General features: G+C 73.2%; 12 protein-coding genes. 8 read left to right on the forward strand and 4 right to left on the reverse strand.

Features of this window, described 5'->3' with window-relative positions; all coding sequences use genetic code 11:
• Positions 1–49 precede the first annotated feature (49 nt).
• Complete coding sequence (gene polA / locus J2X49_RS09045; RefSeq protein ID WP_310126023.1) at positions 50–2,671, forward strand: DNA polymerase I; 2,622 nt, start codon at positions 50–52, stop codon at positions 2,669–2,671.
• Here polA and J2X49_RS09050 read toward each other — a convergent pair.
• On the reverse strand, positions 2,668–3,294 hold the full coding sequence (locus J2X49_RS09050) for a hypothetical protein (protein WP_310125168.1): 627 nt from the start codon (positions 3,292–3,294) through the stop codon (positions 2,668–2,670). The genes polA and J2X49_RS09050 overlap by 4 nt on opposite strands.
• 137 nt (positions 3,295–3,431) lie before the next feature.
• Between J2X49_RS09050 and J2X49_RS09055 the strand changes: the two genes are divergently transcribed.
• From J2X49_RS09055 to J2X49_RS09065, 3 genes are read left to right on the forward strand one after another with little or no spacing between them, the layout of a single operon-like run.
• Complete coding sequence (locus J2X49_RS09055) at positions 3,432–4,442, forward strand: LLM class F420-dependent oxidoreductase (protein ID WP_310125171.1); 1,011 nt, start codon at positions 3,432–3,434, stop codon at positions 4,440–4,442.
• A 13-nt stretch (positions 4,443–4,455) separates the two neighbouring features.
• Complete coding sequence (locus J2X49_RS09060; RefSeq protein WP_310125174.1) at positions 4,456–6,150, forward strand: DUF885 domain-containing protein; 1,695 nt, start codon at positions 4,456–4,458, stop codon at positions 6,148–6,150.
• A complete protein-coding gene (locus J2X49_RS09065; RefSeq protein WP_128190112.1) occupies positions 6,147–6,611 on the forward strand; it encodes a hypothetical protein in 465 nt (154 codons plus the stop codon). The genes J2X49_RS09060 and J2X49_RS09065 overlap by 4 nt, the downstream gene beginning before the upstream one ends.
• 7 nt (positions 6,612–6,618) lie before the next feature.
• Here J2X49_RS09065 and J2X49_RS09070 read toward each other — a convergent pair whose 3' ends face one another.
• The gene (locus J2X49_RS09070) at positions 6,619–7,251 is read right to left on the reverse strand and encodes a hypothetical protein (protein WP_310125178.1); all 633 of its coding nucleotides are present in this window, start codon (positions 7,249–7,251) and stop codon (positions 6,619–6,621) included.
• Positions 7,252–7,415: 164 nt separating this feature from the next.
• On the opposite strand from J2X49_RS09070, the gene rpsA reads away from it, so the two are divergent.
• Together rpsA and J2X49_RS09080 are read left to right on the forward strand one after the other, a co-directional pair.
• Positions 7,416–8,879, forward strand: coding sequence for a 30S ribosomal protein S1 (gene rpsA / locus J2X49_RS09075; RefSeq protein WP_128190114.1), 1,464 nt, complete (start codon positions 7,416–7,418; stop codon positions 8,877–8,879).
• Positions 8,880–8,956: 77 nt separating this feature from the next.
• Positions 8,957–10,306 carry a serine hydrolase domain-containing protein gene (locus J2X49_RS09080; protein ID WP_310125180.1) on the forward strand — a complete coding sequence of 450 codons (1,350 nt, stop codon included), beginning with the start codon at positions 8,957–8,959 and terminating at the stop codon, positions 10,304–10,306.
• Here the strand turns inward: J2X49_RS09080 and J2X49_RS09085 are convergent.
• Positions 10,303–10,926: a DUF4126 domain-containing protein gene (locus J2X49_RS09085; RefSeq protein WP_310125182.1), complete on the reverse strand. Its 624-nt coding sequence runs from the start codon at positions 10,924–10,926 to the stop codon at positions 10,303–10,305. The genes J2X49_RS09080 and J2X49_RS09085 overlap by 4 nt on opposite strands.
• 99 nt (positions 10,927–11,025) lie before the next feature.
• On the opposite strand from J2X49_RS09085, the gene J2X49_RS09090 reads away from it, so the two are divergent.
• Positions 11,026–12,642, forward strand: coding sequence for a HAMP domain-containing sensor histidine kinase (locus tag J2X49_RS09090; RefSeq protein WP_310125184.1), 1,617 nt, complete (start codon positions 11,026–11,028; stop codon positions 12,640–12,642).
• Complete coding sequence (locus J2X49_RS09095) at positions 12,639–13,847, forward strand: diguanylate cyclase domain-containing protein (protein ID WP_310125186.1); 1,209 nt, start codon at positions 12,639–12,641, stop codon at positions 13,845–13,847. Before J2X49_RS09090 ends, J2X49_RS09095 begins: the two co-directional genes overlap by 4 nt.
• Here J2X49_RS09095 and J2X49_RS09100 read toward each other — a convergent pair.
• On the reverse strand, positions 13,829–14,719 hold the full coding sequence (locus J2X49_RS09100; protein WP_128190118.1) for a response regulator transcription factor: 891 nt from the start codon (positions 14,717–14,719) through the stop codon (positions 13,829–13,831). The two genes, J2X49_RS09095 and J2X49_RS09100, sit on opposite strands and share 19 nt — an antisense overlap.
• Positions 14,720–14,765: the final 46 nt, after the last annotated feature.

Genomic DNA, 14,765 nt, shown 5'->3' on the forward strand with positions numbered 1-14,765 from the left:
GGTGACGCGGGCTAGGCTGACTGCCGTGTCGGACACGAAGCCTACCCTCATGGTCATCGACGGCCACTCGCTCGCGTTCCGGGCGTTCTTCGCCCTGCCGCTCGAGAACTTCGTCAACTCGGAGGGGCAGCACACCAACGCCATCCACGGGTTCCTGTCGATGCTCCTCAAGCTGCTGCAGGACCACAGGCCGACGCACCTCGCGGTCGCGTTCGACATCTCCCGCTTCTCGTTCCGCACCCGCGAGTACGCCGAGTACAAGGGCACGCGCGACGAGACGCCGAAGGAGTTCAAGGGCCAGGTCCCGCTGCTCGAGGAGGCGCTGCACGCGATGGGCGTGCGCACCCTCTCGAAGGAGGACTACGAGGCCGACGACATCCTCGCGACGCTCTCGGTGCAGGGCGCGCAGGCGGGCATGCGCGTGTTCGTCGTCTCGGGCGACCGCGACACGATCCAGCTGGTCAACGACGACGTGACGCTGCTCTACCCGTCGGTGCGCGGCGTCTCCGAGCTGAAGCACTACACGCCCGAGTCGGTGCGCGAGCGCTACGGCATCGAGCCCGCGCAGTACCCCGAGATCGCGGCGCTCGTGGGCGAGACGAGCGACAACCTCATCGGGATCGACAAGGTCGGCGAGAAGACGGCCGTCAAGTGGATCACGCAGTACGGCACGGTCGAGAACCTGCTCGCGCACGCCGACGAGATCAAGGGCGTCGTCGGCAACAACCTGCGCGAGCAGCGCGAGCGCGCCGAGCGCAACCGCCGCCTCAACCAGCTGCTCACCGACGTCGAGCTGGGCGTCAGCCTCGACGAGCTCACGCGCGGCCAGGTCGACGAGGCGAAGCTCCGCGACGTCTTCCAGCGCCTGCAGTTCCGCACGCTCCTCGACCGCGTGCTCAAGCAGGAGGGCAGCGGCGAGTCGGCCGCGGCGCTCGAGCCGCAGGTGCAGGCCCCCGCGGTGCAGAAGCTCGTCGACGAGGAGCTCGACCTGTGGCTCTCGCGGGCGGCAGGCACCGTCGCCGTGTCGATCGCCGGCGACGGCGCGGGCGGCATCGCCGGCTTCGGGGTGGCGAGCGAGGGCGCGAGCGCATACGTCCCGTACAAGGCCGGCACCGCCGACTACGACGGATTCGCGGCCTGGCTCGCGTCGGACGCCCCGAAGGCGCTCCACGACGTGAAGGCCTCGATCAAGCTCCTCGAGCGCGCCGGGCTGTCGCTCGGCGGCGCCGCGCACGACACGCGCGTGGCCGCCTGGCTCGCGACGCCGAACGCCCCGCCGAAGACCTTCGAGCTCGACTGGCAGACCGAGGCGCTGCTCGGGGCGACGCTCCCGGCGCCCGACCCGAACCAGCTCGTGCCCGAGATCGAGCCGGAGGAGCTCGGCACCGTCGCGTGGCTCACGGGCGAGGTGGCGCGCGCGCAGCGGCCGCGGCTCGACCCGGGCACGCTCGGCGTGCTCGACGACATCGAGCTGCCGCTCATGCCCGCCCTCGTGCGCATGGAGCAGCAGGGCGTGCAGATGGACCGCGCGGTGCTGCAGCGCATCCTCGACAGCATGCGCGAGCAGGCGGCCGGCCACGCCGAGGCCGCCTACGCCGAGATCGGCCACGAGGTCAACCTCGGCAGCCCGAAGCAGCTGCAGGCCGTGCTCTTCGAGGAGCTCGACATGCCCAAGACGCGCGCGACGAAGACGGGCTACTCGACCGACGCGCAGGCGCTCGCCGACCTGCAGGAGACCAACCCGCACCCGTTCCTGGGGCTCCTCCTGCAGCACCGCGAGACGACGAAGCTCGCGCAGATCATTGAGACGCTGCTGCGGGCGATCCAGGACGATGGGCGCATCCGCACCCGGTACGACCAGACCGGCTCCGCATCCGGCCGCCTGTCCTCGAACGACCCGAACCTGCAGAACATCCCGGTGCGCACCGAGGTGAGCCGCGAGATCCGCTCGGCCTTCGTGCACGGGCCGGAGTTCGAGACGATGCTCACCGCCGACTACTCGCAGATCGAGATGCGCATCATGGCGCATCTCTCCGGCGACGAGGGGCTCATCGAGGCGTTCCTGTCGGGCGAGGACCTGCACCGCTTCGTCGGCAGCCGCATCTTCGGCGTCGACCCCAGCGAGGTGACCGCGCTGCAGCGCGTGAAGGTCAAGGCGATGAGCTACGGCCTCGCCTACGGGCTGAGCGCCTTCGGGCTGTCGAAGCAGCTGCGCATCTCGCAGGCCGAGGCGAAGCAGCTGATGCTCGACTACTTCCAGCGCTTCGGCGGCATCCGCGACTACCTGCGCGGCGTGGTCATGCAGGCGAAGGACGACGGCTACACGACGACGATCTTCGGCCGCCGCCGACCGTTCCCCGACCTCACCTCCTCCAACCGCGTGCTGCGCGAGAACGCCGAGCGGCAGGCGCTCAACTCGCCGATCCAGGGCTCCGCCGCCGACATCATCAAGCGGGCCATGATCGCGATCGACCGGCGCATCATCGACGAGGGGCTCGGCTCGCGCATGCTGCTGCAGGTGCACGACGAGCTCGTGTTCGAGGTGGCGACGGGGGAGCGCGAGGCGCTCGAGGCCATCGTGCGGGCCGAGATGGGCGGTGCCGCCGAGCTGTCGGTGCCGCTCGAGGTGCAGGTCGGGGTCGGGCCGAACTGGGACGCGGCCGCGCACTAGCGCGGAGGTCGGCCGCGCGGCCGGAGGGCGGTCGCGGTGCCGATGATGCCGCACAGCAGCAGGCCGGCGACGAGCACTGTCGTCCACACGCCGCGCGGCGTCGTGAGCGCGTGGCTGCCGCCGCCGATGAGGGGCACGGTGGCCGCGATGCCGACGACGAGCAGCAGCGCGGTCACGAGGCACGCGACGCGCACCGCGCGCGGGCCGATGGAGCCCAGCCCGAAGCCGCCGAGCACGAGCGCGGCGGCGACGCCGATCGCCCCGCCGCCCAGGCCCTGCGTGAGCAGGCTCTCGAGCGCCCCGGGCTGGAGCAAGGGCAGCACCGCGAACGCGAGGGGCCCGAGCCCGAGCAGCCACGCGCGCTCCGCACGGCGGGTGTGGAGCGCATGCGCGAGCCCGATGCACGCGCCGGCGATCGCCCCCGGCAGCAGGATCGCGCCGACCGTCCACCACGTGAAGACGGAGGTCGTGCCGACGAGCTCGACCATGTAGGCCCGGAGCGAGGCTGCCCAGGTGAGCCCGACGAGCGCGCCGACCGCCGTCGCGCCGAGCGGGCGCGCGACGCCGTGCGAGCCCCTGCGCCCGGTCGATGCCGCGGCGTCGACGCCATCGGTCGTCTGCATGGGCGGCTCCCAACGGCTGCGCGGCGCTCCGCGGAGCGTGCTCCTGCGGCTCGCACGATCCTCCGCCGGACGAGCGCTGTCAATCCCGCCGGTCCCGCCTTCCTGCAGGCCCCAGCCGACGCGCCTAGGCTGGCGCCATGACTCACGACGCACTCCAGTACGGCCTCTTCGTCCCGCAGGGCTGGCGGCTCGACCTCGTCGGCATCGACCCCGCCGACCAGTGGGGGCGGATGCTCGACGTCGCGAAGCGCGCCGACGCCGGCGCGTGGGACTCGATCTGGGTCTACGACCACTTCCACACGACGCCGCAGCCGACCGACGAGGCCACGCACGAGGCCTGGACGCTCATGGCCGCGCTCGCCGCCACCACGAGCCGCGTGCGGCTCGGCCAGATGTGCACGAGCATGGGCTACCGCAACCCCGCCTACCTCGCGAAGGTCGCCGCGACCGTCGACGTCATCTCCGGCGGCCGGCTCGAGTTCGGCATCGGCGCCGGCTGGTACGAGCACGAGTGGCGCGCGTACGGCTACGGCTTCCCGGGCGTCGGCGACCGCATCTCGGCGCTCCGCGACGGCGTGCAGATCATCCAGCGCCTGTGGGCCGACGGCGAGGCGACGATCGAGTCGCAGACGTACGCGGTCGACGGCGCGATCTGCCGCCCCCAGCCGCTGCAGACCGGCCGCGACGGGCGGCCGCGCATCCCCACGTGGATCGCCGGCGGCGGCGAGCAGCGCACGCTGCGCTACGCGGCGAAGTGGGCCGACGCGACGAACTTCGGCGGCAGCCCCGAGCAGTTCGCCCGCAAGCGCGACGTGCTGCTGGGGCACCTCGAGCGCGAGGGGCGCGACCCCGCCGAGGTGCGCCTGACGTCCAACCTCAACATCGTCGTGCGCGAGACCGAGGCGGAGGCGCGACGCGTCGTCGACGAGGTGAACGCGCGCGCCGACTCGGCGATGCCCGCCGAGCACGCCGGCACCGGCTTCTCGACGAAGGGCGCGGTCGTCGGCACGCCGCAGCAGGTGCTCGACCACGTGGGCGCGCTGCGCGAGGCGGGCCTCGGCACGCTCATCGCCTACATGCCGGAGATCGCGTTCGAGCAGGACGGCATCGAGCTGTTCGAGCGCGAGGTGATGGGGCGCCTCGTCTGACTAGGCTGTCGCCATGACTGACGAGACCGCCGGCGCTCCGTCGCGCCCGCAGACCGAGATCGACCGCATCGCCGAGGCCTACGTGCACAGGGCGGCGGCGCTGAACCCCGAGATCAACGTGTACGTCGGCCTCGAGGGCGACAAGGCCGGCTACGGCGACTACTCGCCCGAGGGCCGCAGGGCCGACGCCGAGCTCGCGCGCGAGACGCTCGCCGCGCTCCAGGCCGCCGAGCCCGCCGACGACGTCGACTGGGTGACCAAGACCGACCTGTCCCGCGAGCTGCAGCTGGAGCTCGACGTCGAGGCCTCCGGCTGGGGCGACCGCGACCTGAACAACCTCGCGAGCCCGGCCTCGGGCATCCGCGACATCTTCGACCTCATGTCGACCGCGACCGAGGACGACTGGTCGACGATCGCCGAGCGCATGCGCAACGTGCCGGCCGCGATCGACGGCTACATCGCGTCGCTGCGCAACGGCATCGCGACGGGCAACACGCCCGCCGCGCGCCAGATCGACAACGTGCTCGAGCAGTTCACCGACTACGCGCCCGGGAAGGGCTTCTTCCACGAGTTCGCCGGCTCCGCGAAGGCGGGGGAGTCGGAGCTGCCCGAGTCGCTCCGCAGCGACCTCGCGGCCGCGGCAGGGGAGGCGACCGAGGCGCACGCGCGGCTCGCCGAGTTCCTGCGCTCCGAGCTCGCCGCATCCGCCAACCCCGTCGACGCCGTGGGCCGCGAGTTCTACTCGCTCATGTCGCGCCGCTTCCTCGGCGCCGAGGTCGACCTCGACGAGACCTACGCGTGGGGCATCGAGGAGCTCGAGCGCATGCGCACCGAGCAGGAGGCGATCGCGCACGAGATCAAGCCGGGCGCCTCCGTGCAGGAGGCGATCGCGTTCCTCGACCAGGATGCGAGCCGCAAGCTGCACGGCACCGACGCGCTCAAGGCGTGGATGCAGGCGACGAGCGACCGCGCGATCGAGGAGCTCGGGCGCAGCCACTTCGACATCGCCGAGCCCATCACGGCGCTCGAGTGCATGATCGCGCCGACCCAGACCGGCGGCATCTACTACACGGGCCCCTCCGACGACTTCTCGCGCCCCGGCCGCATGTGGTGGTCGGTGCCCGAGGGCGTCACGGAGTTCGACACCTGGCGCGAGCTGACGACCGTCTACCACGAGGGCGTCCCGGGCCACCACCTGCAGATCGCGCAGGCGACCTACAACCGCAAGCAGCTGAACCTCTGGCGGCGCGCGTTCGCCGGCACCTCCGGCCACGCCGAGGGCTGGGCGCTGTACGCCGAGCGGCTGATGGAGTCGCTCGGCTACCTCGACGACCCGGCCGATCGCCTCGGCATGCTCGACGGGCAGCGGATGCGCGCGGCCCGCGTCGTGCTCGACATCGGCGTGCACCTCGGCAAGCCGCGCCTCGACGGCACGGGCGAGTGGGACTTCGACTACGCCTTCGAGTTCATGCGCTCGAACGTGAACATGAACGAGCCCTTCGTGCGGTTCGAGGTGAACCGCTACTTCGGCTGGCCCGGGCAGGCGCCGTCGTACAAGATCGGCCAGCGCATCTTCGAGCAGATCCGCGATGCCGCGAAGGACGCCGAGGGCGACGCGTTCGACCTGAAGCGCTTCCACATGCGCGTGCTGAACATCGGCGGCGTCGGGCTCGACACGCTGCGCGAGGCCGTGCTGCGCGGCGCATGAGCGCACGCGACGCGGCAGCCGGGCTGCGCGAGCCGGTCGACCACTTCGACCAGCTCGCGCAGCTCGAGCGCGCCGCGCTCGGGCCGCACGCGGGTGAGCCGATGCGCGTGTGCGAGACGGCCCGCGCCGCCTCGCTGCGGCTGCAGGCGGAGGAGCCTGCGGCCCCGGAGCGCGGCATGCTCGCCCGCCTGCTCGGCGGCGGCCGCGCCGAGCGCGAGCACGAGCGGCGCATGGACGCCTGGGACGAGGCGCTCGACGCCCTCGAGGCAGAGACCGAGGCGGCGATGGCGCGCTGGCGCGCGAGCGCCGACCCGGCGCTGCTGGCCGCGGCGACCGCCGACCGCGACGCCGCGTTCCGCTCGCTCGCCGACCGCGGGCTGTTCGACGCCGAGCTCGCGGCGGGCACGGCCGCCGAGCCGATCGGCACCATGATGGTGCGGTCGGCGCTCGCGCACGACTGAGCCGGGCTCAGCCCTTGTCGGCGTCGAGGCGCATGCCGCGCCGCCCGAGCTCGAAGCGGAGCGCGTCGACCACGCGGGCGAACTCCCGGTCGTCGGCGAAGGGGCCCGCGTGCAGCGCGACCTCGGGAGCGCCGTGGGGCAGCAGCAGCACCGACCGGTGCGCGTCGAGCCCGGTCCGGCGGCCGATGGCGCGGCCCACCTCCCGGCCGGCGACGTCGCCGAGGGTGAGCGTGGGTCGCAGCCGCACGCCGTGCCAGCGCACCGCGACGCGCTGCAGCGCCTCGTAGGGCACGAGGCCGGCCGGCCCCTCGACGCCTGCGGGTCCGACGGCGAGGAGCGTGGCGCCGAGCGGGAAGCGGCGCTCGACGTGGCGCACGACGCCCGCCGACCAGACGGCGAGCGCAGCGATCAGCGCTGCGCAGACCATGCCGACACCGCCGAGCGCGAGCAGCGCGAAGCGGCCGAGGCCCAGCGGATCGACGCCCGTCAGGCCGCCCACGAGCGCGCCGCCGAACCAGAGCGCGGCCCAGGCCGCCGTGACGCCGGCGCCGATCGCGAGCACGCGGTAGACGCGCGCGACCGGGCGGCGCCGCTCGGGGTCGACGACGATGCGGAGCGAGGAGCCGTCTGCGATGAGCACCCGCCGAGGATAGCCATCCCGGCTCCGCGGAGCGGGTTGTCGGGGGTGGCGGCGCCCGTGTAGGATCGCTGGGTCACGCGTGTGACGCATCACCCATCCGAACCGCCGCCGAGCATCCGCATGCCCGTCGGCCCGAGATCCCCCAATAAGGCACCTTGAACTCTATGACCACTGCAACGACCAAGGCTCCCAAGCAGGTCGCTGTGAACGACATCGGCTCGACCGATGACTTCATGGCCGCCGTTGAGAAGACCCTGAAGTTCTTCAACGACGGCGACCTCATCGAGGGCACCGTCGTCAAGATCGACCGCGACGAGGTCCTGCTCGACGTCGGCTACAAGACCGAGGGTGTCATCCCCTCGCGCGAGCTCTCCATCAAGCACGACGTCGACCCGACGGAGGTCGTCGAGGTCGGCGACACCGTCGAGGCGCTCGTCCTCCAGAAGGAGGACAAGGAGGGTCGCCTGATCCTCTCGAAGAAGCGCGCGCAGTACGAGCGCGCCTGGGGCGACGTCGAGCGCATCAAGGACGAGGACGGCGTCGTCACCGGCACCGTCATCGAGGTGGTCAAGGGCGGTCTCATCGTCGACATCGGCCTGCGCGGCTTCCTGCCGGCCTCGCTCATCGAGCTCCGCCGCGTGCGCGACCTCACCCCGTACCTGGGCCAGGAGATCGAGGCCAAGATCCTCGAGCTCGACAAGAACCGCAACAACGTGGTCCTGTCGCGCCGGGCGCTGCTCGAGGAGACGCAGTCCGCATCGCGCGGCCAGTTCCTCCAGTCGCTGCAGAAGGGCCAGGTCCGCAAGGGCGTCGTCTCGTCGATCGTCAACTTCGGCGCCTTCGTCGACCTCGGCGGCGTCGACGGCCTCGTGCACGTCTCCGAGCTCTCGTGGAAGCACATCGAGCACGCGTCGGAGGTCGTCGAGGTGGGCCAGGAGGTCACCGTCGAGATCCTCACCGTCGAGCTCGACCGCGAGCGCGTCTCGCTGTCGCTCAAGGCGACGCAGGAGGACCCGTGGCAGATCTTCGCGCGCACCCACGCCATCGGCCAGGTCGCACCGGGCAAGGTCACGAAGCTCGTCACGTTCGGCGCGTTCGTGCGCGTCGCGGACGGCATCGAGGGCCTCGTGCACATCTCCGAGCTGTCTGCCCGCCACGTCGAGACGGCTGACCAGGTCGTCGCGGTCGGCGACGAGGTCTTCGTGAAGATCATCGACATCGACCTCGAGCGCCGCCGCATCTCGCTCTCGCTGAAGCAGGCGAACGAGGGCGTCGACCCCGAGGGCACCGACTTCGACCCGGCGCTCTACGGCATGCTCGCCGAGTACGACGAGCAGGGCAACTACAAGTTCCCGGAGGGCTTCGACCCCGAGACGAACGAGTGGAAGGAAGGCTTCGAGTCGCAGCGCGAGGCCTGGGAGGCCGAGTACGCCGCAGCGCAGACGCGCTGGGAGGCGCACAAGGCGCAGGTCGCCGCTGCTCGCGACGCCTCCGTGCTCTCGAACGACGTGCCCTCGGGCGCCCAGTCGTTCGGCGGCAGCTCCGAGGAGTCGTCCAGCGCCGGCACGCTCGCCGACGACGAGGCCCTCGCCGCGCTCCGCGAGAAGCTCACGGGCTCGAGCGAGTAGTCGATCGCACCACGAGCGGGCCGCATCCTCCGGGATGCGGCCCGCTCCGCGTTGCGGGGCATGCCAGGATCGGAGGCATGCCCGCCGACGACGCGATCCCGCACGCCCTCGAGTACGCCGACCGCTGGCTCGCCTACCGCCGCTGGCGGCTGCGCATCCCCGGCGTGCAGGCGGCGGTGCGCATCGGGGGCGAGCTCGTGCTCGACACGGCGCACGGCGTCGCCGACGAGGCGACGGGCGAGGCGCTCACGAGCGCGCACCGCTTCCGCATCGCCTCCCACTCGAAGGCGCTCGCCGCGATCGTCGCGATGCGGCTCGTCGACGAGGGCCGCCTGCGCCTCGACGACGAGGCGCAGCAGCACGCGCCGGCGCTCCGCGGCACCGACGCCGGCAGGCTGCTCGTGCGGGAGCTGCTCTCGCACGGCGGCGGAGCGGTGCGCGACGGCGACGACGTGGGCTTCTGGCACCTCGCGGGCCCGTTCCCCGACCACGACGGCCTGCTCGCGATCGCGAGGTCCGGCGTCGAGCGGATCCCCGCATCCGTCGAGTTCAAGTACTCCAACGTCGGCTTCGGGCTGCTCGGGCTCGTCGTCGAGGGCGCGACCGGCGTGCCCTACGCCGACGCCTTCGCGCGCCTGCTCGCCGAGCCGCTCGGCCTCGGCGCGACCGCGGCCGACCTCGACGACGGCGCCGCGCCGCTCGTGACCGGCCACTCGGCGCTGCACTCGGCGACCGAGCGCACGGCGCTCGGCAGCCCCGCGGCACGAGCCCTCGCAGCCGCGACCGGCGCGGTGTCGACGGCGGCGGAGCTGACGGATGCGCTGCGGACGGTCGTCGACGCCGACGGCCGGCTGCTGAGCGCAGCCGCCCGCAGGCGCATGCGGCAGCAGCACTGGTCGACGACCGGTCGCGACGGGGGCGCGGGCGGCTATGGCCTCGGTCTCATGCTGCGCGAGGTCGACGGACGCACCTGGGCGGGCCACGGCGGCGCCTGGACGGGCCAGGCGACGCGGACGCTCGTCGACGCGGAGCGCGACGTGGTGGTGAGCGTGCTGACGAACGCGATCGACGGCCCGGCGGAGGAGCTCGCGGTCGGGCTCGCGCGGCTCGTGCACGCGGCGCTCGAGGGCACCGACGCCCCGGTCGAGCGCGCCCGCTCGTTCGAGGGGTCGTTCGCGAGCGTCTGGGGCCGCGTCGACGTCGTCGAGCTCGGCGGGCGCCTGCTCGGCGTCTCGCCGACGGCCGCCGACCCGATGGCGGCGGTCGACGAGCTCGAGCCGCTCGACGACGACCGGGTGCGCATCCGCGCCGCGACGGGCATGGGCTCCGGCCACGAGACCGCGATCGCGGAGCGGGGCGCCGACGGCCGCGTCGCGCGGTGGCGGGGCGCCTGGCGCATGGACGCCGTCGAGGCGGTGCCGGCCTAGCCGTCGACCATGCGCTCGGTCGCCGGCCGCAGGTCGGCGTTGCGACGCCTGCGCGCGCTCCGCCACACCGACCAGCCGAAGAGGCCGAGGAGCAGCAGCGCGACCACGACGAGCAGCGGCGCCACGATCGCGAGCAGCGACATGCCGACCGCGCCGACGTCCTCGATCGTCGACACGACAGGGGCGGCCGCACCGGCGGTCGCGATGTTCGCGGCGGGCCGGAGCGCCGTCTTCCCCGCGTGCACCGCCAGCGCGATCACGGCGCCGACGAGGATCGGCACCCATTGGTGGGTCGAGAAGAACTCCGCCGGGTCGGTGACCGCGACGGTCGATGCGGTCGAGGACGAGCCGAAGACGAGCCCGCCGGCCGTGGGCCGCACGATCGTCTGGATGACGTCGTTGACGCTGTCGACCGCGGGGATCTTGTCGGCGACGACCTCGACGACGAGCAGCACCGCGATGATGCCGAGCACCCAGCCGTTCGACAGCCAGGCCCACCCGTCGGGCAGCTGCATCGCATCCGGGAAGAAGCGGCCCGCCACCCCGACCGCGAGCAGCGGGATGTAGGCGTTCATGCCGGCCGCAGCCGCCAGCCCGGACCCCGTCAGGAACTCCAGCACGATGCCTCCTCGCCGCGACCCGGTCGGCCGCTCGCGCCGATCGTAGCGGCGGGGCCCGGGCGTGCGCCGAAGCGAGCCGCGGCGCGGTAGCGTCATCCCATGATCGCGGCGGTCATCCCAGCGCGCACCGGCACGGTGCGCCCCGACCGCACGCGCGAGCGCGCGACCGCCGTCAACCAGCTGCTGCTCGCCGCCGCGACGCTCGTCGCGTGCGGGCTGGTGGTCGTGCTCGGCGGCGTCTCCGACGCCGACCTGCTCTTCACGGGCGTGCTGCTCGTCTTCGCGCTCACGGTCGCCGCGCTCGTCGTGCCCTGGAACCGCGTGCACCCGGCGTGGGTCGCGCTCATCCCGATCGGCGATCTGGTCGCCATCTACATGCTGCAGATCGCCGATCCCGCGTCCGAGCTGTGGCTGCTGTGGCTCGTGCCGGCTACCTGGCTCGCGACGGTCGGCGGCTGGCGGGGACTCGTGATCGGCGCCGGCGGCTCCTCGCTGCTGTTCTGGACGGCGCTGCTGTTCTCCGACGACCTGCCGAACCGCGTGCACATCTACCTCGGCCCGATCGCGATCGTGACCGCGGCCGTCATCGCCTTCGTCGGCGCGCGTCGGGCCGCGGCGCAGCGAGCGCTGCTCGACGAGCAGGCGGAGTACCTCGACCACGCGGTCGAGCGCGCCCGGCGGCAGGAGGATGCGGTGAGCGAGCTGCTCGACGCGGTCGACTTCGGCGTCGTGCGCATCGGCGCGGACGGCTCCATCTCGATCGAGAACGATGCGAACGCCCGCCTGACGGCCGTGGGTGAGGGCGGGCAGATGTTCGGGCCCGACGGCGTGACGCCCATCGAGCCCGGCATGACGCCGGCGGCCCGAGCGCGCCGCGGGGAGACGTTCGAGAACGAGCTGTCGTGGATCGGCCCGCCGGGGGAGAGCCGTCGCGCGCTGCAGTCGACCGCCCGGCGGCTCCTCGACGTCGACGGGGCCGACGCGGGCGCGATCCTCGTCACGCGCGACGTCACGGCCGAGCAGACCGCGGTGCACATGCGCGACGAGCTCGTCGCCTCCGTCTCGCACGAGCTGCGCACGCCGCTCACGAGCGTGCTCGGGCACCTCGACCTCGCGCTCGACGGCGGCGACGTCGGCCCGCAGGCGCGCCGCAGCCTCGAGATCGCCGAGCGCAACGCCTCGCGCCTCCTCGTGATCATCGGCGACATCCTCGCCGCCACCGCCGACGGGCCGGGACGGTTCGACGTGCGCCCGGTGCGCGAGGACCTCTCGGCCGTCGTCGTGGCGTCGGTCGAGGCGCTCGAGCCGCGCGCCGCGGCGCGCAACATCGTCGTCGACACGTCGGGCATCGAGCCCGTGCACGCCGACATCGACCCCATCCGCATCCGCCAGGTGGTCGACAACCTCGTCGGCAACGCGGTCAAATACCACACGGGCGACGGGCTCATCGAGGTCGGGGTCACCTCCGACGACAAGCATGCGTGGCTCGTGGTGCGCGACGACGGGCCCGGCATCCCGGAGGACGCGCTGCCGCACCTGTTCGAGCGCCGCTACCGCGGCGCCACGGCGCGGGCGCCGGGCAACGGGCTCGGCCTCACGATCAGCAGGGACCTCGTGCGTGCGCACGGCGGGGAGATCACCGTCCAGAGCGAGCCGGGGAGCGGCGCGACCTTCGTGGTGCGCCTGCCCCTGCGCAGGAGCGGAGTGCAGGCATGACCCTCGACCCGGACACCGTCCGCCTCATCACCGCGCTCGTCGTGCACGTCGCGGGCGGCCTGTTCGTGCTGGAGACGATGGTCCGCAAGGACGACCGCGCCGGCCGCGTCTGGGCGCTCGGCTTCATCGGCGGCATGATCGCCACCGAGGCCTTCATCGTCTACACGGTGAGCGAGGGCAGCTGGTGGCCGCTCGCGATCGGCAACGCCGCCTGGGTCGCGTGCCTCGGGCTGCTGTGGCTCGGCTGCCGGGTCTTCAACGGCCGGGCCGCGCGGCGTCCCGCCTACGTGCTGGGCGCCACCGTGGCGCTCGTGTTCCTCGCCGCGCTCATCGACGTGCCGCTCGAGGGCGCCTGGTCGGGCGCCTGGGTGATGTTCGCCGCGAACGCCGCCTTCGGCGCGCTCGGCGCGTTCGAGACCTTCCGGCGGGGCGCGATGCGCCGCACCCGCACCGCGCTCGGCCTCGGCGTCGTGCTCGCGCTCGCGTCGGTGTTCCAGGCGGTGCGGCTCGTGAGCGCCGTCACACTCGGCACCGAGCACCCGGTGTTCCAGGAGTGGGTGAGCAGCGGCCTGGCAGGGGTGGCCACGATCTGCCTGGCGATCGTCGCCGTGACCGTCACATCCGTCCTCCGCGCCGAGCAGGTGCGCCTGCGCGGCACCGAGGATTCGACGCTCATGGCGATCGCACCCGACGGCGTGCTGCTCGCGCCGTCGTTCTCACGGGTGCTCGGCGGCCGGCTCATGCGCGCCAACCGGCGCGCGGAGCTGTTCGGCGTGCTCGTGGTGCGCATCGACGCGCTCTCGCGGATCGCCACCGCCTTCGGCGCCGACGAGGCCGACCACGTGCGGCAGGCTGCCCGCGCCGCGGTGCGCCGCCTGTCGCCGACGACGGCGGCGCTCGGCACCGACGATCACGGCATCCTGATGCTCGCCTTCCAGCCCTCGTCGCCCGCCGACGCGCGCCAGCTCGCCGCGCGCATGCACCGCGCCATGCTCGACCAGATGCGCACCGCGGGCGTGCCCGTCGTGCCGCCGATCGGCATGGGCGTGAGCCTCACGAGCATCACCGGCTACGACCGCGAGGCGCTCATCGAGGCGGCGCGCTCGGCGGCGCGGCGCGCCATGGCGAGCGACGACGTGACGGTCGTGGTCGCCGGTGAGGACGACGAGACCGATCAGGCGCTGGGTCAGGCGGTGCGGCGGTAGCCGACGCCGCGCACGGTCTCGATCCAGCGGGGCTCCGAGGGCGACTCGCCGAGCTTGCGGCGCAGGTTGGCGACGTGCACCTCGATGGCGCGCGCGTCGTGCTCGCTGAGGAAGTGGTCGGGCTCGCCGCGCTCGCCGCGCAGCATGCCGGCCAGCTGCAGCTTGCTGACGACGCGGCGGCCGGAGCCGAGCAGCATGCGCAGGATGTCGAACTCGCTGCGCGTCAGCTCGACCTCGGCGCCGTCGAGCTCGACGACGCGCGCGCCCGGCTCGAGCCGCAGGCCGCGGTGCACGAGCGGGGCGACGCCCGGCTCGTCCTCGGCCCAGGGGGCCGACGAGGCGTGCGCGGGGCTCGGCGCCACCTGGTGGGGGCCGGTGTGGTCGGAGACGCCCTGGCCCCAGCCCTGCGGCGGCTGCGGCGCCGACGGCGGGGGAGACGGATGCGTCGAGGCGATCGCGCGGGGACGGCGCATCATCGCCTCGATCCGTGCCCGCAGCTCGCGGGGCCGGAACGGCTTCACGATGTAGTCGTCGGCACCGGTCTGCAGGCCCACGAGCGTGTCGATCTCGTCGCCGCGCGCGGTGATCATGACGAGGTAGGCGGTCGTCAGGCTGCGGATCTGGCGCGCGGTCTCGAAGCCGTCGATGCCGGGCATGTTGACGTCGATCGTGACGACGATCGGGTCGTGCTCGCGCACGAGCTCGACGCCCGCGGCGCCGTCGGCGGCGGTGTGGACGGTGAACCCGCCCTGCGTGAGGACCTGCGCGAGCAGCTCGCGGATGTCCTCGCCATCCTCGATGACGACGGCGACGTCCTCGTCCACGGGGCCTCCCAGGTCTCGCATCGCGCTCTTGGGTGCGACAGCGGTCATGCTACCTTCTGCGGTCCTCACGGAGACCACCTCCTCGTCGAGCGGG

It is taken from the genome of Agrococcus sp. BE272 (assembly GCF_031457935.1).
GTDB classification, from domain to species: domain Bacteria; phylum Actinomycetota; class Actinomycetes; order Actinomycetales; family Microbacteriaceae; genus Agrococcus; species Agrococcus sediminis.

What these genes read in the sequence shown, in the direction of transcription:
- J2X49_RS09050 (WP_310125168.1), bottom strand. Translation starts at nt 3,294, where the DNA reads ATGCAGACGACCGATGGCGTCGACGCCGCGGCATCGACCGGGCGCAGG.
- rpsA (WP_128190114.1), top strand. Translation starts at nt 7,416, where the DNA reads ATGACCACTGCAACGACCAAGGCTCCCAAGCAGGTCGCTGTGAACGAC.
- J2X49_RS09055 (WP_310125171.1), top strand. Translation starts at nt 3,432, where the DNA reads ATGACTCACGACGCACTCCAGTACGGCCTCTTCGTCCCGCAGGGCTGG.
- polA (WP_310126023.1), top strand. Translation starts at nt 50, where the DNA reads ATGGTCATCGACGGCCACTCGCTCGCGTTCCGGGCGTTCTTCGCCCTG.
- J2X49_RS09095 (WP_310125186.1), top strand. Translation starts at nt 12,639, where the DNA reads ATGACCCTCGACCCGGACACCGTCCGCCTCATCACCGCGCTCGTCGTG.
- J2X49_RS09100 (WP_128190118.1), bottom strand. Translation starts at nt 14,719, where the DNA reads ATGACCGCTGTCGCACCCAAGAGCGCGATGCGAGACCTGGGAGGCCCC.
- J2X49_RS09080 (WP_310125180.1), top strand. Translation starts at nt 8,957, where the DNA reads ATGCCCGCCGACGACGCGATCCCGCACGCCCTCGAGTACGCCGACCGC.
- J2X49_RS09060 (WP_310125174.1), top strand. Translation starts at nt 4,456, where the DNA reads ATGACTGACGAGACCGCCGGCGCTCCGTCGCGCCCGCAGACCGAGATC.
- J2X49_RS09065 (WP_128190112.1), top strand. Translation starts at nt 6,147, where the DNA reads ATGAGCGCACGCGACGCGGCAGCCGGGCTGCGCGAGCCGGTCGACCAC.
- J2X49_RS09090 (WP_310125184.1), top strand. Translation starts at nt 11,026, where the DNA reads ATGATCGCGGCGGTCATCCCAGCGCGCACCGGCACGGTGCGCCCCGAC.